Source organism: Flavobacterium sp. MR2016-29 (assembly GCF_015350695.1).
In the GTDB taxonomy this organism is placed as follows: domain Bacteria; phylum Bacteroidota; class Bacteroidia; order Flavobacteriales; family Flavobacteriaceae; genus Flavobacterium.
In genome coordinates this window covers 62,267-83,812 of sequence record NZ_JADKPU010000013.1, presented here as the reverse complement: position 1 = coordinate 83,812, position 21,546 = coordinate 62,267, and the positions used below count along the sequence as shown (strand labels likewise).

At 33.6% G+C, this 21,546-nt stretch carries 14 protein-coding genes; 1 reads left to right on the top strand and 13 read right to left on the bottom strand.

Features of this window, described 5'->3' with window-relative positions; translation table 11 throughout:
- The 13 genes from IR010_RS19905 to rhaT all read right to left on the bottom strand — a co-directional run.
- A partial coding sequence (locus IR010_RS19905; protein ID WP_228515210.1) for a DUF5977 domain-containing protein occupies nt 1-3,968 on the bottom strand: 3,968 nt, incomplete at its 3' end.
- A 4-nt stretch (nt 3,969-3,972) separates the two neighbouring features.
- Nucleotides 3,973-5,634, bottom strand: a complete 1,662-nt coding sequence (locus IR010_RS19900; RefSeq protein WP_194606121.1) for a T9SS type A sorting domain-containing protein — start codon at nt 5,632-5,634, stop codon at nt 3,973-3,975.
- Between the two features lie 466 nt (nt 5,635-6,100).
- Nucleotides 6,101-6,454: a hypothetical protein gene (locus tag IR010_RS19895; protein WP_194606120.1), complete on the bottom strand. Its 354-nt coding sequence runs from the start codon at nt 6,452-6,454 to the stop codon at nt 6,101-6,103.
- A gap of 1,158 nt (nt 6,455-7,612) precedes the next feature.
- Nucleotides 7,613-7,816, bottom strand: coding sequence for a hypothetical protein (locus IR010_RS19890; RefSeq protein WP_194606118.1), 204 nt, complete (start codon nt 7,814-7,816; stop codon nt 7,613-7,615).
- Between the two features lie 808 nt (nt 7,817-8,624).
- Nucleotides 8,625-9,224: a hypothetical protein gene (locus tag IR010_RS19885; RefSeq protein ID WP_194606116.1), complete on the bottom strand. Its 600-nt coding sequence runs from the start codon at nt 9,222-9,224 to the stop codon at nt 8,625-8,627.
- A 178-nt stretch (nt 9,225-9,402) separates the two neighbouring features.
- The gene (locus IR010_RS19880; protein WP_194606114.1) at nt 9,403-9,990 is read right to left on the bottom strand and encodes a lactate utilization protein C; all 588 of its coding nucleotides are present in this window, start codon (nt 9,988-9,990) and stop codon (nt 9,403-9,405) included.
- On the bottom strand, nt 9,980-11,383 hold the full coding sequence (locus IR010_RS19875) for a lactate utilization protein B (RefSeq protein WP_194606112.1): 1,404 nt from the start codon (nt 11,381-11,383) through the stop codon (nt 9,980-9,982). Before IR010_RS19875 ends, IR010_RS19880 begins: the two co-directional genes overlap by 11 nt.
- 44 nt (nt 11,384-11,427) lie before the next feature.
- Nucleotides 11,428-12,795 (bottom strand): glycoside hydrolase family 28 protein, encoded by a 1,368-nt coding sequence (locus tag IR010_RS19870; RefSeq protein WP_194606110.1) that lies wholly within the window; start codon nt 12,793-12,795, stop codon nt 11,428-11,430.
- Between the two features lie 154 nt (nt 12,796-12,949).
- Nucleotides 12,950-13,687, bottom strand: a complete 738-nt coding sequence (locus tag IR010_RS19865; RefSeq protein ID WP_194606108.1) for a (Fe-S)-binding protein — start codon at nt 13,685-13,687, stop codon at nt 12,950-12,952.
- Between the two features lie 85 nt (nt 13,688-13,772).
- A complete protein-coding gene (locus IR010_RS19860) occupies nt 13,773-15,134 on the bottom strand; it encodes an FGGY-family carbohydrate kinase (protein ID WP_029272594.1) in 1,362 nt (453 codons plus the stop codon).
- 133 nt (nt 15,135-15,267) lie between these two features.
- Nucleotides 15,268-16,542 carry a TIM barrel protein gene (locus tag IR010_RS19855; protein ID WP_194606106.1) on the bottom strand — a complete coding sequence of 425 codons (1,275 nt, stop codon included), beginning with the start codon at nt 16,540-16,542 and terminating at the stop codon, nt 15,268-15,270.
- A 195-nt stretch (nt 16,543-16,737) separates the two neighbouring features.
- The gene (locus IR010_RS19850; protein WP_029272596.1) at nt 16,738-18,879 is read right to left on the bottom strand and encodes a bifunctional rhamnulose-1-phosphate aldolase/short-chain dehydrogenase; all 2,142 of its coding nucleotides are present in this window, start codon (nt 18,877-18,879) and stop codon (nt 16,738-16,740) included.
- Between the two features lie 27 nt (nt 18,880-18,906).
- Complete coding sequence (gene rhaT / locus IR010_RS19845) at nt 18,907-19,977, bottom strand: L-rhamnose/proton symporter RhaT (RefSeq protein WP_194606104.1); 1,071 nt, start codon at nt 19,975-19,977, stop codon at nt 18,907-18,909.
- Between the two features lie 388 nt (nt 19,978-20,365).
- Here rhaT and IR010_RS19840 point away from each other — a divergent pair, with 388 nt between their 5' ends.
- Entirely contained in the window at nt 20,366-21,406 is a 1,041-nt protein-coding gene (locus tag IR010_RS19840; RefSeq protein WP_029272598.1) for a GntR family transcriptional regulator, read from the top strand.
- Nucleotides 21,407-21,546 lie beyond the last annotated feature (140 nt).

The window sequence follows — 21,546 nt, the reverse complement described above, 5'->3', positions numbered from 1 at the left end:
TTAGTAAAACTACTGCTTAAAGGTGCGCTATAAAAAGTACAATACCCGTTAGCATTGGCATAAGCAAGTCCGTCTGTATTGAATTTAGCCAGTCCATCGCTGTCAGCCTGTGCTTGTGAAACAGTTGACTGCACTGCACCATAAGCCTGACTGTAAGGAACACTTGAGCCCGAACCGCCCGAAGCACAGTTAGTTTTAGTAAAACTACTGCTTAAAGGTGCGCTGTAAAAAGTACAATACCCGTTAGCATTGGCATAAGCCAAACCATCTGCATTAAATTTAGCTAGACCATTGCTATCTGCTTCAGCTTGTGAATTATTTGAAAAAGCCGCTCCAGCAGATTGATTATAAATGACATTTGAACCATTACCACCGGGAGGGCAATTCATTTTGGCAAAAGAACCGCTTAAAGGAGCACTGTAAAAAGTACAGATTCCATTTGTATTCGCATAAGCTTTGCCATCTGCGTTAAATTTATCTAACCCGTGACTATCAGCATCATCCTGAGAAATTGTAGAAGTACAAGCTCCAGCAGGCTGGGTATAGCTTACACTGGAACCTGTTCCTCCTGATGTACAATTATCTTTTATAAATTGTCCGCTTCTTGCCACACTTTTATAAAGAAAAACACTGGTAGAAGTATTATCACTGCAGTCAACATGCTGTCCCTTATAATTATAGCAATATTTTTGAAGAACATTAAGATCCTTGTCTTTTACAAATTTTAATCGTCCAAATAAATCATATTCATAGTAAGAACAAATTCCTTTAGGATCGGTAACGCTCGTTACGCCTGAAAGCGGATTATACGTATAGATAGTAATAAAAGATCCATAAAATGAAGTCCGTAATGCATTCAAACCATTTCTTAATAGCTGTTCCGTGCAGTCACTTGACATACAGTTATCGTCATCCATATTTGAAAGGTTCTGCAGGCTTGTAATTGTTGATGATGGAATTAAACCATAAGAAGCATTTTCGATCTTGGCTATCGGCAGCGTCTTGTAGTAGCCCCAAATAATAGATACCGAAATTCCGCTTTCTTTAGTATACTGCAGGACATTTCCTTTTTCATCATACTGGTCATATGTAATTTTCTTTTCAAGTTTTCCTACATTCTGAATATCAGGAAAATCATTTGGGAATTTAGCCGAATAGATTTCTTTTGGTACTAATAAATTGCTAGTTGTAGGGTCTTTTGCAAAAACTGTCTTGCTTTTTGAAATAAGTGTACCGGCATTATATTGCTCAGTAACTATTGGTGCAGAAATTCGATTTGCAGCTTTCAATTCCGCCATCATAGGCTCGCTAATGAGATCATCAGGATAAGCATATTTAGTTTCGATAGTTTCTCCTTTAGAATTTTTTGTGGAATGAGAAGTTAACTGTGCATGTACTGAATTATCATACTTAAAATCTTCTTCCGTTTTCAACACTTTTCCATCAAAGTATTCTTCAGTTGTTTTTTTATCCATATAATACCATGCTGATATTAATTTAGAGCTTTTATATTGGTAGATGTTGTAACGGCTTAAACTACGTCTGTAAACACTAAGATCTATACTTCTTTTATGATATTCATTGGGAAATGTTGGATTGCTTAGATGAAAACCTGGTTCATAATGAGAAATATTAGATCCTATTGGAGTATCCAGAAAGCTATAAGAAAAAGTTGTTTTTCTTAAAATATCATTCGCATTAAATTCATTAATCTGAGACGGCAGGCCTCGTTTCCACCCATATGATATTTTTGAAAAATAGGTCTGATCACCATAGGCTAAATCATCATAAAAAGTAAAATATTTTTCAACTTTTATGTTATTAAGCGGATTGCTTATATCATTATTTTTTTCTGTCACTTTTTTATAAAAAATATGATATCCATTAAAACCAAATAAGTCTGAAGGTATTCTTGAATACTGAACAGCATAACTGATAAGTCCATAACCATTTATATTATCTTCAGAATTTGGATTGTACGCACGGAAATAAGAATATTCATCATAATAAAACGGCTTTTCATATAATATGCCAGATGATTGACCATCATCATTGTAATCAAAAGAACGATCACTAGTTATATTACCAGCATCGTTCGTTTTTATATTTTTAATACGCAATCCTCCAACTGATGGAATTTCGGAAACATTATTTGCAGCTGTTAAAAAAGTGATTGATACATATTTATTCTCATTTTCCATAGTATCATAACAGTTTAACACAAGTTTATACTTTTTACCCTTTTGCAGGGGATCACCCTTAAAAGGTTTAAAATTATTCCCTGTTGTACCTGTTAATTCAAAATTCACAAGATGATCTTGATCATCGTAAAGTTGAGCTATTGCGTAATTGGTTGTTGTTGCCTCACCAGAGCTGTAAAGATTAAAATTAACATAAGGAACGGTAATTGAGCTTTCAGGAACAGTAAATTCTGTTACGTGAGAAAGCAGCTCGCCTGAAAAATTATCATCATCATTCGCATAAGCAGAATAAGGTATCCAATCATACGAAGTATAATTGATAGCACAATCAGAACAAGTATTAAGTTCATAGTTAAATTGCACTTCTCCTTTTGTAGGGAGCATAATATTTCTTAAAATATTGGTTTTAGTTTTTTCTAAACTAGGCTCTTTTGTACTGCCTAAATCACTAAAAAGTGAATTCATTGTGTATCTTGTACAACTGTTGCTGTAATAACCCCAATGGTCTAAGCAGGCTGTATATCTTTGTACTGCCTCTTCATCATTGTATAAAAAAACATATGGATTTTCTCCCGTCTTTTGAAAACTTTTTAATTTTAATCTGTATCCCGAATCTTCATTTAACAATATACCTTCAAAAGTATTTGGGTCGTATTCGCTTTCATTAATGCCAAAATATCCATAATCAAAATGATAGGTCTGGATTTCATTTTTATATTTAATTTTAATGTCATCCAGTGTCTTCGGTGCTGTTGCCTGAACTGAACCTTTTATATCTTTTCTGTATTTGCTATTTAAAAATTCAATCTCATAATCCTGATTCACTTTAATTTTACTTAAAACTTTAGAAGTGATCTCCGAAGAGTATAATGTTACTTTCTCTCCTCCACCAAAAAACGAATGATAATATCTGGTATATTCTTTGTCATTAGCCAGATTATATTTTACTGTATCATAAATAAAATCTACCGTTTCATTATTAGGAGTTATGATCTTAGATAAGTAATAGGTATACGAATTATTTCTAGAAGTTCCGTTTAAATCTGGAAATTTCAAACACGTAGTTTCAGTAGAATTTATGTTTTCAACAACTACATCATAGATATATTTAACTCCGTCAACATCTGTAATTTCAAAAGTTCGGTTGATAAAAATAATTTTTTCCTTGCCAAAAGGAATCTGTTTTGTTTCAAAATTATTTCCAAAGAAAAATTTACCAGATTTATTAGGCGTTGAATAATAGAAAATATCAGGCTGCGTCTCCAAATTATAGTCATCAATTTGGCTAAACATATTATAATCAGTTCCTGCGCCCTTTATACTGTCCAATTGAGCTGTTGAATAAACTGGTACAGTCCAATATATATCCGAAGCTGGCATAGGAAGCTTAAAATCCCTGTTATTTGGCAAATTCCAGATAGGATTACCTGGACCAGGAACATCTATATCGTTTTGCTTCACTACATTTTGCGTAATTTTCCCTCCAACATTCAGCTCCCAGCCCAGTCCAGTATTACCTGCAACCTCTGAAGGTTTTAAACCCGAAGACTGATATGTCAAAGTTATTGGAATTACCAGATCTTTTAATTTTATAGTATGAACCGGAATTGAGTAATTAGTAACTCCTGTTGAATAATTAACTGGAACATCAACATATTTAATTAAGGAATTTGCCTCAGGTGTAGGTGGAAAATAATTTTCCTTAGCATTTTGAGACATAACTAAGATAAATTGGAACAAGAATATTGTAAGAAATATATTTTTCATTTTCTTAATTGACTGATTTTATAACTTTAACTGATTCAGTTTTAACATCGGTTTTGATGTTGATAATGTAGATTCCTTCAGAATACCGGCTTAAGTCTACCGGCACGGTTCTACTAGAAATCGAGAACTCTTGTAGAATCCGACCCGAAATATCAACCAGAGTAGCAGTTCCTTCCTTAAAGTCATAACCGATAATTACGTTTGTGTAAGTTTTTGCAGGATTAGGTATAGCTTCAATACTAGATTTGATTTTTTCGATCTTTGCTTTGTCTTTGAGTTTGACAACCCAAAAATCATTTCCTCCTATGTTTGAATTTTTATCTTTGGAAGAATTCGAGTTTGAAGTACCTGCCATTAAATAGCCTCCGTCTCTAGTTTCAATTAGCCGTCTGAGAATATCTTCGCCACTGCTTCCTACAGTTTTAGTCCAAAGTTCTTCGCCTTTTTCATCAATTTTTAAAGCGATATAATCATTTATTCCTTCTTTATCCTTTGCTACACCAGCCTTTTTTGCTACATCTCCAATTAAAGACTTTCGGGTTTCAGCTTGTGCATAACCTCCAATTAAATAAGTATGATCTTTGTTCTCAACAAGTGATGTTAAAATATCTACTTTTCCAAAATCATATGTTTTGCTCCACAAAATACCGCCATCTTGATCAAGTTTTAAAACCCAAAAATCTGTTCCGTTGCTTACAATTCCTCCTAAATGTGTAAGGGCATTTGTACTATTAGAATTACCTCCCAAAATATAACCACCCTCTGCTGTCTGATGAACAACATATGGTTGATCATCTCCATCTGAACCGTAGCTGTTCTGCCATTGAATTGTACCTGCATCATCAACTTTTATAACCCAGTAATCGCCTACACCTTTATTGCTTTCTGTTTTCTCCCCAGAGATGGGAGAATTGGAATATCCTGCTAATATATAGCCTCCATCTGTAGTCTGTTCCATACTTCGCAATAAATCAGTATATTTCCCTCCATATGTTTTTTGCCATTCTATAATACCTTTATTATCTAATTTAACAATCCAATAATCCATATTTCCTCTGCTCTTTTCAGATTTATTATATAAATCTGATTTTGCAGTAGCTGTGGACTTTCCATTCAAATTTGTATTAGAAACTACAGGAGGATTAGAGCTTGATGAACCTCCTAATATATAGCCTCCATCTTTGGTCTGAAAGGCACATAGTAATTCATCTTGTCCAGTACCTCCTATTGTACGTTGCCATTGCTCGTCGCCTGCAGCATTTAGCTTTATAACCCAAAAATCAGTAATCCCTTTACAGTCTTCTTTTTTTTGAAAACTATTCCCAGAGCTAGAGGTTCCTGCTAGTATAAATCCTCCATCTCTTGTGTTTTTGATACTTTGAAGAAGATCAAAACCATTTCCTCCTATACTTTTCTGCCAGTCGAGTTCTCCATTTTCTTTCATTTTCCAGATCCAATAATCCAGATCTCCACGATTATCATCTGTTTTATTTCCAGTTTTAGCAGATAATGAACTCCCTGCCAAAATAAATCCATAATCAGCTGTTGGCTGTGCATCAAAAAGGTGGTCTGCATGGATTCCTCCATATGATTTTTCCCAAAGTATATCTTGAGAGTAAGTAAAAAGTGGTAAAAAAAGAGAAAAAAATAGGTAAAGTTTTTTCATACACAATTAGGATAAACAGTTGTTAAATTTAATTTCGTACGCAAATCTAATTTACTAATTTGTTAAATTTTTACGGGTTTCCACATTTTGCGTTTAACTTTTTTAAAAGCCCAATAAAATGGGAGGAAATCATTTAAATATTTATCAAAAAGAAGCCTAGAAAATCTGTTAATTTTCTAGGCTTCTTTTTGATTTGATTGAATTTCAAATCATACTTTTATAAATCATTTAAAACATCTTTGGTAGATTTTGAACATCTAAAATATTACCTCCGCTCCGCAAAGTCTTTATAGTCAGCGTTGCGCAAATGTCTTTGACCTTAAATCCAAATTTAATATTAATACAGTTTGTTCATTCTATAATAAAAAACAGAAATCCTCTAAACCTTTTTATTAGAAGAGTTAGTAAAAAGTCAGAGACATTTGCGCAGCTTTTCAAAAAGAACTCTTCGCGGAGCGGGGCTTTATTAATTGATTTGTTTTACCGTACTTAATCCCATAACGCGTTCATCTAGCGTGCCACAATACTTTTCTATTACATACTCTTTCTCATATAATTCTAGCGGGTCAGAGATCATATATATATCATTTTGACCTTCTAGATTTACGACATAATAAAGGCCTACATTATTTGATTGTGAATTATATTGCATCTTATCAAGAATGTTAAAAAAATTACTGTTATCTCTGTTTTTATTAAACAAGATCATATTGGACTCCGTATATTCAAATGATTTAATGTGATAAACCCTAGACCTACTTAGATCTACTTGTTTAGTTAATGCGCTTTTAAAAATTATTAGATGTGGATTTTCTTTCATTTTATTTTTTCGTTATAACCTTTTTTATTGTTTGCACCGCTCCGCAAAGTCTTCATCGCCAGCGCTGCGCAAATGTCTCTGACTTTGCGCCACATTTACAAAATCAAATATAAAAACGAAAACGCGAAAAAGTCTATGGCTCTAAATCCAAATTTAATATAAATTATAAAAAATACAGTTTATTCATTCTATAATAAAAAACAGAACTTATCTAAACCTTTTATTAGAACAGTTAGTAAAAAGTCAGTAGACTTTATAACGCTTAAAATTTCTAAGAAGCAAAAAAAATGCGCAAAGTAAGAGACATTTGCGCAACTTTTCATAAGGAAGACTTCGGAGAGCGGGGTTTTTTTTAGCTCTATTAAGTGTTATTGTATAAATACCAAACACAAATAATATATAAGGGTATGTTTAACAGCAAATACCAAATTGCTAAACCTGAAACATACCATTTCTTATAAATCAAATAACTTATTATGAAGTGCATAACCACTGTAATTATATAAGCTATCCATATTTCTCTTTGATGATCTGAATTACTAGCATAACCTAATAAAAAACAAGCAAAATACCATAATACCAACATCATGAATAGTGTTATAGTATTTACTAGAATAAATTTAATTTCTTTCATGGTCTTAACAAAATTATTTATTATATCTTGACTTGTTCCCCCCCGCTCAGCAAAGTCTTCATCGCCAGCGTCGCACAAATGTCTCTGACTTTACGCCACATTTACAAAATCAAATATAAAAGCGAAAAGTCTCTGGCTTTAATCCAAATTTAATATAAATTATAAAAAAACAGTTTGTTCATTCTATAATAAAAAATAGAACTTATCTAAACCTTTTATTAGAAGAGTTAGTAAAAATTCAGGAGACTTTTATAACGTTTATAATTTCAAACAGGCAAAAAAAATGCGCAAAGTCAGAGACATTTGCGCAGCTTTTAAAAAAGGAACTCTTCGCGGAGCGGGGCTTAGAAAAGTGTCTCCAACAAATAAATAATACCTAATATTATACACACCACTCCAACAGCATAACCTTTAAAAGTGACACTGAAAAAAGTATTAACTGGCTCTTTAGCAGTGAGCCAAATCCAATATATTCCAAAAATTATTAAAAAAAAACTAATTAATATATCTATTATCATAATTTATTATTTTCCTGTTGTTTTAATTTTCTCTTGTACTTTTTCTTTCACTTTATCAACAACAACAACAACAACAACAACAACAACAACAACAACAACAACAACAACAACAACAACAACAACAACAACAACAACAACAACACCTGTAGCCGTTTTTGCAGCTAATTGCGTTACCTTATCAGTATCAGGTATTTTTACTGATTTTTCCACCAGTTACTTCCCCCGCTCCGCAAAGTCTTCATCGCCAGCGCTGCGCAAATGTCTCTGACTTTGCGCAACATTTACAAAATCAAATATAAAAACGAAAACGCGAAAAAGTCTCTGACTTTAAATCAAATTTAATATAAATTATAAAAAATACAGTTTGTTCATTCTATTATAAAAAACAGAAATCCTCTAAACCTTTATTAGAAGAGTAAGTAAAAAGTCAGGAGACTTTTATAACGTTTACAATTTCTAAAAAGCAAAAAAAATTGCGCAAAGTCAGAGACATTTGCGCAGCTTTTCAAAAAGGAACTCTTTGCGGAGCGGGGTTTAAAATTTTAGTTGTAATAAGTACTTTTTTCTACTACTATAAAAAATATTTTGTACTACTATGTTCGTTTCTGTTTCTTTAACAATACAGATATAGAACTTATTAAAAAGACTAAAAAGATGAAGACAAACCAAAAATCAATTCTAAAAAAATTGTTTAGTATGCCTGTGGTATAAATCAAAGAAGCTAGTAAAATGACAAAACATATTAGTAAAATTTTGAAATTTTTATTTAGTAAGAAAACTATTAAAGCAACTAGTATTGGAATAACAATAAGTCCTTCCCAAAAGATTTTATAGGACTTACCTAATAAATCATTAAGAAATTGATATAAATAAATTGCCAATAAGGCAAAATTTGGAACTCCATTTTCGTGAAGTCCTGGTATCATCGAAAAAGATATTATTGAGATAATTTTTGATATTTTGATAGTTATGGACATGATCTTATATTTCTGGAGGCGTTTTTAAAAGTTATTATCACTTACCTATCAAAGCCAATTATGCCTTTTTTAGGTGCATATAACAGTTTTAAATCCTCATATGATTTGTCAAATTCTTTTTTGTTAATTGCTTCAACGTTCAATAGCCATTTTAAATCATTTACTTGCGTTTCATAACTTAAATTCGGATCTAAATTCAAGTATCTTTCTTTTAAATAATTATCTCTTTCTAAGAATAATGTCGATATAAATTCATCAACAGATTTTTCATTTGGCCTTTTTTTGAATAAAAAAATATAACCTTTATTATTAGTTCTAATTTTCCAAGAATTCTCGTTCATTATAAAGTAAATAATGAACAAAACAACCCCCATAAACAAAACTGCTTCCCAAGTGCCTGATTCATAATCTTTATCATTTCGAATTAAAAACAATAGTCCTGCAAGTCCAAAAATAAATATCGAAATTATTAAGAGTGCAGAATTTGATGATTTATACGTAGTCTTTTCTTTTGATAGATCTTCAAACGCAACCATTCCTTCAGTTTCTCCGCCAATATGGGATGTTTTATAGTGCAATTTATTGTCTAGAATATTATATTCTCTTTTGGTAAAGAACCTACGTTGTTTTATTGTCTGCATAATATTTTAAGTAAATATTTATCTAAAAGAAGATTTAGGCTTTTTCATTTTCTTCTCAAATATATTTATTTTTTCTTACAATTTCATCTTGAAAAATTTCATAACAGATTTAAAAAAAAACTTCCAAAGTAAATTATAACTATGGAAGCTTCTTATTATTATTATTTACAATAAAATCTTACCCCAACAAAAAAACAACCAATCCCCTCGCGCCATGAGCACCTAAAACCAAAGACTGTTCAATATCTGCAGTTTTTGAAGGTCCGGCAATAAAAGTTCCGAAACCATATTCCTGATTTGCTATGTGTTCGTAAGCTTGATGCATGGTTGGTAAAATATTGTTTTTATCGACAATAATGGCTAAATATTGAGCAATAAAAGGCGAAACACGCTGTCCTAAAAGATCATCAGTTACCCAAAGGGCACTGTTTTCTGCCACGCCAAAATGTGCTTTTATAATCGTTAACTCTACATTTTCAAGAGAATGCGCATCGTCATTCGTCCAATCTAAATTTGCAATTTCAGATAGTTCCGGAATCATGCTTATGATTCTCTTTTCGAGTGAATAATTATTTTTAAGAAAATCAATTATTTCGGTGTAACTGGCCACTTCAACAAAATCTCCTCCAATGTTTTTTAGTACCGTTTTATACGTTTGCAAAACATCAAACTGTTCAGAACCTAATGCATTTAAATTTGGCAAATCAGTCACAAAATCAGGCTGATTCTGTTTTATCTTTTTTAATATCTCGGATTTACTGCTCATTGTTTTTTGCTTTTGCTTCTCTTGAATTTTTCTTGTACCATTCTCTAAAAGATTCTTCTGGAACTTCTGGCATTTCGCGCTGATCGTACCATTTATTCATCTTGTTATTTACTAATCCCTGTACATTTTTCATTACAAATCTTCCCGATTTTCCTGCTAAATTAAAAATAGTCGGATTCGCTAAAACTGTTGCCATTGTTTTCATCGCAATAGTTTTAGATGTTGGTGTATGGCCTTCTTTTACCAAAACCTGACGCCATTTATACAATTGATCGTGAATGTCGATTTTTACTGGGCAAACATTTGTACAAGAACCGCAAAGTGTGCTTGCAAAAGGCAAATCGGCATTTTTGCTCATGTCTAGATTTGGTGCGAGAATGGCTCCAATTGGTCCCGCAACTGCATTATGGTAACTGTGTCCGCCGCTTCTTCTGTACACAGGACAAGTGTTCATACAGGCACCGCAACGAATGCATTTTAATGAATTTCTAAAATCTTCTCTTCCTAACTGCGTACTTCTTCCGTTATCAACAATTACAATATGAATTTCCTTGCCTTCTCTTGGTTTTTTAAAATGACTTGAAAAAGTCGTAATAGGCTGGCCAGTGGCACTTCTGGCTAATAATCGCAAGAAAACACCTAAATGTTTTCGTTGTGGAATCAATTTTTCAAATCCCATACAGGCGATATGAACATCTGCTAGATGTGCGCCCATATCTGCGTTTCCTTCGTTTGTACAAACCACAAATTCACCCGTTTCGGCAATAGCGAAGTTAACTCCGGTCAAAGCTGCTTTTCGGGTTAAAAAAGTATCACGAAGATGTATTCTAGCAGCTTCGGTTAAATATTGCGGATCGATATTTCCTTTTTCTGTTCCCAGATATTCATGAAAAGTTTCGCTTACATCTTCTTTTTTAAGATGAATGGCAGGCAAAACAATATGGCTTGGCGGTTCTTTTCTTAACTGAACAATACGTTCTCCCAAATCTGAATCGATTACATCAATGCCTTTTTCAGTTAAATATTCATTTAAGTGACATTCTTCTGTAAGCATTGATTTTGATTTTACCATTTGCTTTACATGGTGCTTTTCTAATATCGAATGCACAATTTCATTATGCTCTTTTGCATCGGCGGCCCAATGTACTATGATTCCGTTTTTCTGCGCATTTGCTTCAAATTCAACTAAATAATCGTGAATATTAGAAAGCACATTATTTTTAATTTTCGAAGCCGTTTCTCGAAGCAATTCCCAATCCTCAATCTGATGTGCTGCCTTATCACGCTTCTCACGGACAAACCAAAGCGTTTCATCATGCCAATCTACCCGTTTTACATCTTTGTTAAAACGCGCAGCAGCTTCACTATGTTCTATTATTTTCTCTGAAGACATCTTTTAATAGTTTAATATAAAACGAGTTTGGTATTTTAAAATCTTTATTTGCTGTCAAAATTTATTACATTTTCATGAATGGATTTTTCTCCCTTAACAGTATCAGCCGTTACATTCTTCAAAAATACATTTTCAACCGGAAGTTCTTTTTGTGCTAATATTCTCGAGATAAATTTGACATTTGTGGCTTTTATATTTTCTAAATATACATCCTTAATTGGCGTCAATCGACGTTCAATTGTTGGCACCAAATCTCTCCACTGGTATAAAACATCTGTCTCAATTCCAAGGATTCCTTCGTCAATTTTACCCGAAGTAATATTGGTCATGTAAATATTTTTGACGTAACCGCCTCGACGTTCATTTGTTTTTATGAAAAGAAGATGATTCAGTTTTGCGCCATCCACGACAGTGCAATTATCAATAAAAACATTTTCAATTCCGCCCGAAAGTTCACTTCCGATGGCTACCAATTGATGGCCATTTTTTACCGTGCAATTGCGCATTACAATATTTTTTGAAGGTGTATGCAGATTCCAAGCATCTATACCACATCCCGACTTAATTGCAATAGCATCATCTCCTTGATCAAAAACACAATTTTCAATTAATACGTTCTGGCTCATTTCTGGATCAACGCCGTCATTATTATGTCCGTGTGCATAAACTTTAAGATTTCTAAGTACAACATGTTTAGAAAGAAAAGGATGAATGGTCCAAAACGGGCTGTTGGTAATTGTTACACCATCCATTAAAATATTTTCACAGCGATTGAACTGAATAAAATGAGGTCGCAAATTTGCCGTATCATTTACCATTTGTCTTTCTTCCACAGGCTTTTTATAAGAAGCCAGATAGTACAATCTTTTCAGACTTTCCATATGTGCTTTTGGCCGCGCGAACCATTTTGTCCAGACATCCATTTTCGCTTTTAATTCGCCTTCGCCTGTAATCGCAATATTTTTACATTGATATGCATAAATCAACGGCGAGTAGTTGTAACATTCATAACCTTCCCAAGTCAAACGAACGGCCGGTAAATAATCTTTTGGATCTTCTGAAAAAAGCAAAACTGCGCCTTTATTCAAATGCAAATTTACATTGCTTTTAAAGTGTATTTTCTTAGTAAGCCATTCACCTTCTGGAATTACAACTGTACCTCCGCCCGCTTTATTGGCTTTTGCAATTGCTGTATTTATCGCATCTGAAGTTTTATTTTTATCGCCTTTTACAGCCCCAAAATCTACAATTGAAAATTCTTTGCAATTGCTGAAATTCGGAATCTTGATTGTGGGCATTTCAAATGGTGCCTTTACAGTAACTTCTGTTTGTGTTACAGAAGATTGACCTTTCTTAAATGATAAAAAAAGAAGCGAAAGCAAAAGGGTTAGACAAAGAATTATTTTTTTCATGTTTTTATATTTAAACACATAGAAACATAGTTTTTATAACTTAAAAAGAATGTTCGCTTTTTTGAAAAAACAGAGCTATGTGTAAATGATTTGTCATTTATTTTAATCTTTTTACACAAAGAAAATCTATGTTTCTATGTGTTTAAATTTATTGTTATGCCATTGAATTTAATATCTCCACAATATGAATCGTTTTAATGCTGCTTTTCTGTCTTTTTAGAATTCCTTCCAAATGCATTAAACACGACATATCACCGCCGGTTATATAATCAACATGGTGATTTTCATGATCTTTAATTCGGTCTTGACCCATTTTAACAGAAACTGCTTCTTCAGTTACACAAAAAGTGCCGCCAAAGCCACAGCATTCGTCTTTTCTAGATAAAGAAACCAAATTCAAACCTTTTATGTTATGCAATAATTGTTCAGGTTTAGAGAAAAATGGCGCGTTTAATTCGGTCATCTGCGAAAGCTTTAATCCGCGTTGACCGTGACAGCTGACATGCATTCCTACATTGTAAGGAAAGCTTCCGTCGATATGATCTATTTTGAGAATATCCGTTATAAATTCAGTTAATTCGAATACTCTTTTGCGCATTTCAGCCGCAACAACTTCCATTTTTTCGTCGTGTAAATGTTCTTTAACATGCAAAACACAACTTCCTGACGGACAAACAATATAATCAAATCCAGCAAAATTAGAAATGAAATTCGCATCACAGCCTTTCGTTAAATGCTGATAACCGCTGTTTGCCATAGGCTGGCCACAACAAGTCTGTCCCATCGGAAAGTGAACATCGCAGCCTAATTTCTGTAAAAGTTCATAGGTTGCAATTCCAACTTTTGGATAAAATTGATCAACATAACATGGTATAAAAAGTCCGATTTTCATGACAAGGTAATTATTTTAATTTTTTCACGCAGATCTTGCAGATTGAGCAGATTTTAATTTTTAAATCGTAATTTTTAATTGTTAATTAATGCTTATAAAATTTCAAATCAATTAAATCATTCTGGATTGGTTTTGGATTCCAGTTTTGATGAATGGCCAGCGCCGCGCCTAATGCACTCGCCTGTGCCATTGACGCTGCGTAAACTTCTACATCTGGAAAAGCCTCTGCAAGCAAATTCATAAAAATTGAATTTTTACTGAAACCGCCATCTACAAAAATTTTCTTTACAGGGCTATTATGAATCACTAAATTAGTCGAAAAAACCTGTTGTTCAACGAGATCAAGCATCAATTGATGATAGGCGATATCGTAACTTTTAAAAGACGATAAATCTCTTTTTTGAAAAGGACATTCCTTCAAAATATCAAAATCATATTTCTTTGGATACACAATCTGGTAATTGAGCGCTCTTAAATTCGAAACTATTTTTTTATCAAAATAAATGTCTTTAAAAGTATCAAACGGAACATCAAAATGTGTTGCCAATCTTTTCGCTTGAATTTCGTGTTCATTGCCAGAAAACAGTCGCGCCGCTTTTACGGGCTTTTCTGTATACTGCATATAACACAAGCAATCTTGCTGTAACTCTTCAAAAGTCAAAGGTTTTGTATTGAAAGGATTCAATGAAATACTCCAAGTTCCTGTCGACAATAAAACAAAAGGTTCTGTAAAATTGATTGTATATGGAATAATAGCCGAAGAACTGTCGTGAAGCCCTACTCCAACTGCTAATCCGTCTTCTTTTTTAATGATATCTTTCCCGTAATGAAGCGGCGGAATCTTATCTGAAATGCCTTCATTTTTAAGCCATTTATGATATTTCATCTTTTTGAAATTCCAAAGATTAGTATGGCATCCAATGCTTGTAATATCGGCGTATGCTTCATTCGTTAAAAGAAAACTCAAATATTGCGGCAAATGCAGGCAATATTTTACTTTTTCAAATAATTCGGGTTTTTCTTCTTTCAGTCTGTAAATCTGCATTCCAGAATTCAAACTTCCTAAAACAGGAGAAGCCGTTTTTACAGCAAAAACTTCTTCGCCTTTATATTTATTATAAAAACCAGTTTTTAAATCTGCCGGATAATCTTTTAAATAATTATAAAGCGGTGTCAATACTTTTCCGTGCCCGTCTATATAAACAAAACTAGCGCCATAAGTACTGAAATTTATTGCTTTAAGAACATAATCTGTCCTTTCTTTAATTTCCGAAAGTCGATCTAATATCCAATTTTTGAGCACTTCAATATCCTCGCAGGCAAAACCATCTTCATCAACAGTTTCATCTAGATTTACTGATTTTTCCCAAACAATTTTATAATTCTCATCGAATAAAAATACCTTTTTGTTTGTTTTACCAATATCAAAAATTGCTACTACATTCATTTAATTAATTGTGAGTTGTGAGTTGTGAATTTTGAATGCGGATTATTATGAATTGAGAATTATGAGTTACAAATTTATTATGGCTAACACCAACATAACTCATAACTCATAATTCATAATTTACAATTCATAATTATAATCCTGTCGCCATTGTTTTTAATCCTCTTTCGCCAATTAAATTATTTCTAACCGCAAGAGAACGATATAAATCAACCGGATTTAAAGCTGCTCCAGAACGCAAACGAGCTTCAGCAACTAGTGCGCGAACGTCTGTACGGAAAGCATTTTGAAGAATTTCCTGTGCTTTAACAACATCATTTTCTTGCTGTGCAATTTCTAACGCTTTTCTGTCTACAGAAAGTGCCTGAGCATAGGCAATCATAATTGCTTCAACAGATTGAAGTAAATCTTCTAAAGGATCTTTTATATTGTGAGATGCATCGATCATCCAGCCTAAATCTTTGGCGTGATTCATTCCTCTTGCATCCATTCCTTCAACTAACTCATTAAATATCAAAAATAATTGATAGGGTTTTAAAGCTCCAGCAGTTAAATCGTCATCTCCGTATTTTGAATCGTTAAAGTGAAAACCGCCTAATTTTCCGTCCATTAATAATAATGAAACGATTTGCTCAATATTGGCATTTGGCAAATGATGTCCTAAATCGACTAAAGTTTGCGCTTTATCTCCTAATTTTTGAACATATGAATACGACTGACCCCAATCTGCAACTGTTGTAGAGTAAAAGTTAGGTTCAGCACATTTGTATTCTAAAAATAATTTCCAGTTTGAAGGCAAAGCATCATAGATTTCCTCAAGACTTTCTAAAGTATTTTGATACGCTTTACGGAAGTTTAACTGTCCTGGAAAAGAAGATCCATCAGCTAACCATACGGTTAAAGATTCAGATCCCAACTCAATTCCGTGCTGAATAACTTCAATATTATGAGCGATCGCTTCTTTACGAACGGCTTTATTTACATTTTGAAGTGAACCAAATTTATACGAATTTGTCTGAGAAGCCTGATCCTGAAAAGTGTTCGAATTCATGGCGTCAAACTTTAATCCGTGTTGTGCCGCAAGGTTTTTTATTGCTTTATAATCTGTAGGAATATCCCAAGGAATATGAAGCGAAATAGCGCCAGAAGCATTGTTTAACGCATGAAGCAAACCAACATCTTCGATTTTTTCTTCTAATGAGCGCGGTTCTCCGCCTCCCGGAAAACGTCCGAATCTTGTTCCTCCAGTTCCTAAAGCCCAAGATGGAATTGCAATTTGAAAATCAATTAATTTTTGAATTATTGATTCTGTATTTGCTATTTCTGATGCTGTGAAAACTAATTTATTTTGATGTTTTTTTAGCAAATCATCATTATGAGATGCTATAGTGGTTGATTGGATTAGCATAGTAGTAAATTTTAATAGAGCATACAATGTATAACATTCTATAATTGTGCCCGTGTTTTATTTTATTATTTATTCTATTTTTTGCTTAAGAGCAGTTTCTATATTTTAAAAAATCTAACGTTCGAACACTTATCGAACGTTAGATATTACAAAAAACCACTTTTGCTTAAACAAACTTAAAAAAACTAAACAATTTTATCTATAAAAGCCCATTGATACACCGCCGTCTACGTTTAAGGCATTTCCTGTTGATTTACCAAGTAAACCTCCAACGAAAGCAAAACAAGCGTTTGCGATATCATCAGGCAATATAATTTCATTTAATAACGTACGTTTTGCGTAATAAGCCGGCAATTCAGCAACAGTAACGCCGTATGCTTTTGCGCGCCCTTCTGCCCATCCGCCAGACCAAATATTAGAGTCTGAGATTACTGCATCAGGATTTACGGTGTTTACACGAATTTTATCAGCGCCTAATTCGGCTGCCATTAAGCGTGTTAAATGTGCTTGAGCCGCTTTTGCAGAACCGTATCCAGGATTGTTAGGTCCAGCCACAACAGCATTTTTAGAAACTATGTTAACAATGTCTCCGCCAAATCCTTGTTTGCGCATTACTTCGATTCCGGCCTTAGAAACAATAAATTGTCCTTTTACCAAAATATCATATAATCTGTCCCACTCTTCAAGTGTATGTTCAGCTATTGATTTAGAAATACTGATTCCAGCATTGTTTACAATAATATCAGCACCTCCAAAAGCTAAAGATGCCTGATCTAATGCTTTTTCTGTACTTACTTCATCGGTAACATTTAATAATGTACTGGCAACAGCATCTTTTCCAAAAAGCGTAATAAATTCAGCTGTAGCCGATTCTAAACGCTCTTCGTTAATATCGTTGATTACTACACAAGCACCTTCCTGAGCGAATTTTTTAGCAATCGCTTTACCAATACCGCCGGCAGAACCTGTAATTACAGCCACTCTTCCTGATAAGGCTTTTGGTTTAGGCATACGCTGTAATTTAGCTTCTTCCAATAACCAATACTCAATATCAAATGCTTCTTGATGCGGTAACGAAGTATATTCTGAAACTGCTTCAGCACCTTTCATTACATTCACAGCATTTACATAATATTCTGAGGCCAAACGTGCCATTGTTTTATCTTTTGCAAAAGTAAACATACCAACTCCAGGATATAAAATCACCACCGGATTTGGGTCACGCATTGCAGGCGAATTCGATTTTTTGCATGCATTATAATAGTCTTTGTACATAGCACGGTACGCCTCAAAAGCAGGTGTTAATTTTGCTTTTACAGCATCAACATCTGATAGATCTTCGTTTGGGTCTAATGCCAAAACAAGCGGACTGATTTTAGTTCTTAAAAAGTGATCCGGGCAAGAAGTTCCAAGCGGTGCTAATTTTGACAGATCATTTGAATTAATGAATTCTAAAACTCTTGCATCATCTGTATAATGTCCAATCATTTGACGTTCTGAAGAACAGAAACCTCTTAAAATTGGTGCTACTTTTGCTGCTTTTAATTTACGGTCAGCTTCTGGAAGACTTTCGATTTTCTTGCCTCCAAAAACGGGACGTTTTTTTCCGTAATTGCTTTCTAAGTAATCAGCACATTTCTCAATTACTTCAAGCGTATTAATATAACTTTCATAAGCCGTATCTCCCCAAGTAAATAAACCGTGAGAACCTAACATGATACCGCGAAGTTTTTTTCCTTTCTTTTCAGCTTCTTCCAAACAGCTTCTTAATTGAAGTCCAAGGTCAAAACCAGGGCGCTGCCATCCTACCCATCCAATTTCTCCGTCGAATAATTCTTCGGTAATTTTTGCTCCATCTTTTGCTGCAGCGATAGCAATTGCCGCATCAGGATGAAGGTGATCAATATGTTTGAAAGGCAAAAATCCGTGCAAAGGCGTATCAATAGAAGGTGCTTTTGACGCTAAATCGAAAATACAGTGGTTGAATAACTCTACCATTTCATCTTCAAATTCAATTCCTCTGTACACATTTTCAAGATTGCGAAGCCTGTCTAAATAAAGAGCCGCACAGCCTGATTTTGTTAATGTTCCGATGTCTCCACCAGAACCTTTTATCCACATAACTTCAGAGCTTGCTCCGGTTAATGGGTCTTTATCTGTTATTTTCACAGAAGTGTTTCCGCCTCCATAGTTTGTCAATCTTAAATCGGCTCCTAATAAATTAGAGCGATAAATAAAAAGCCCTACTTCATCTCCTGCCAATGCTGCCGCCTTAGCCTCATCCCAAAGATAGCTTACATGCTTAAAATTCATATTATTTGTATTTATATTCGACATTTGGTTGTTTATTTTTTAATTACTGTATTACAATGAATTTCCGATTCCAACGATTACGATCGAAAGCATAATCAATCCAATTCCCCATAAAAAAGTTCGGAATGTTTTTTTAGAAACGCCTTTCCATTCTTTCAGATAGAATCCCCAGAAATTAGCGGTCAAGATAATTGTAGACATATGGAGAATCCATGAACTGGCTCCGTTTCCTAGTTTGCTTTCACCCATTCCGTAGAAGAAAAACTGCAAAAACCACATTGTTCCCGCAATGGCTGAAAACATAACATTTTTAGCAATTGGCGTTTGTGTATTTACATAATCTGAGAAAGTTTTGTTTTTGAAATTAAGGTATAAACACCAGATAAAGTTGGTTGTTAATCCTCCCCATAGTATAACAATATAACTTACATTATTTTGGAATAAAAATTCCCCCTGATTTGGATTTGCTAATTTCCAAGCCTCATTTGCAACAGCAGCCATTGGTTTAGCCGCTTCGATTCCGAAGTTAAAGAATGAACTTAAAACACCTGATATAATAGCAATAATCAACCCCTTTACCAGATTAAAATCTTTGTCTTTATCTTCATGACCCGTTGCAAAATCCTTTTCTTTCAGCATTCCTGCTTTTCCTAAAATAGCAATACCTATAATACATATCAATACTCCAGCCAAAACCATTTGTCCGCCTGAATTCGAAAACATATCACTAATTGATTCTTTGCCTTCGACTGTATTGAAATGATAATAAATGGGTGGAATTAAAGCTCCAAAAGCAGAGCAGAATCCTAAAGTAATTGAGTTTCCTAATGACATTCCTAAATAGCGAACGCCAAGACCATAAGTAAGTCCACCTACTCCCCAAATCAATCCCATTATGAATGCTAACGCTTTAACAGACGGAGCAGCATGAACAATAATCTCGGTAAAATGTGGAATAGTTAAATACGCAGCAATTGGCGGTACAATCAGCCAAGAGAAAAAACCTCCTACGAGCCAGTAACTTTCCCAAGCCCAATTTTTAACTTTTTTGAAAGGCATATAAAAACTGCCGGAAGAAAAACCTCCTATGGAGTGAAAAATAATACCGAGTAATGATTCCATTTAATAATTTTAGTTTGTGGTTATTTGATAGTTAATCTGGTTTTGTAAAATAAGAGAATGTAAAAAAGAAAACTGTCCTGTACTATCCTTTATGATTTTGCAATTATGTTAAAAGCGAAGATTATTGCAAAGAAGAATGCATTTAAAGTCGAAATATAAATTTAAAATTTCTATTTTAGCAATCGATTTCGTAATTATTATATCCTCAATAAGCCATAAATAAACAAATCAGCAAAAACATAAAATAAGCCTTATTTAATTTTGATGCTTTTGTGAGAAAAGTACCAAAACCGCTTATTTTTCAGGTTTTATATAAACCTTTTGAATACAAATTATAATTCAGAATTATGTCCCGAAAATTTCAGCATAATTTGCAAGAACCTACAAAATGATTAAACTAATAAAAATAGATGAAGACTCCAGGGTTCCTAAGTACAAGCAGATTGTAGATTCAATCCTGCAGAATATTGCCAATGGAAATCTGAAAATAAATCAAAAAATACCATCCATAAACAGTTTCAGCGAAGAGTTTTATATGTCGCGGGATACTGTTGAAAAGGCTTATAATATCTTAAAAGAGCGAAAAATTATCTCTTCAATCAGAGGAAAAGGATATTACATCACGCGAACTAAATTAGAATCGAAAGTAAATATTTTGTTTTTAATTAATAAAGTGAGCGCATATAAGATGAAAACCTACAGCTCTTTTATTAATACACTGGGAGCCAATGCCCATACAGACCTGCACATTTATCATTGCGACGAAACGCTGTTTTTGAATTTGTTAGACAAATTTGAAGGCGCTTACGATTACTATGTTATTACAACCCATTTTAAAACGGATGAGTTAAAACATTTAAGTTTTACCGATGAAGTAGCCAAGGCAATCCAGAAAATTCCTGACGAAAAGCTCGTTTTAATGGATAATATAAAACTTGGAATGGAAGGCGAAATTATCAAGATTTATCAGGATTTTGAAAATGATATCTATAACGCCTTAAAAGAAGGGCTTTCAAAAATATCAAAATATAAAAGACTAATTCTTGTATATCCTGAAAAAGCAGTTTATCCTTATCCGCGCCGAATCCTGCATGGTTTCAGAAAATTTTGTGTAGAACATGAAATCAATTTTGAGATTCTGAGCGAAGTTTACGATGATATGATTCTTAAAAAAGGTGATTTGTTTATTACTATTGAAGAATCTGACCTAGTGAATTTAATGAAACAGATTCGCGATGAAGAATATGTTTTAGGCAAAGATATTGGCGTGATCTCCTATAACGACACACCACTTAAAGAGCTTTTAGGAATCACCGTAATGTCGACCGATTTCAATGTAATGGGAGAAACCGCTGCCCGAATGATTTTGAACAAAGAAAAAGGTCAGGTTAAAGTGCCTTTTAATTTTATTGATCGAAATTCTATCTAAGGGGCTAAGGTTCTAAGATACTAAGGTTCTAAGGCTTTTCCGCATCGTTTGTCATTTCGAGGAACGAGAAATCACACTTGTTTATCTACACAGCTTTTCGCCATTCTTTGTAGTGTTTCTAGTATGATTTCTCGTTCCTC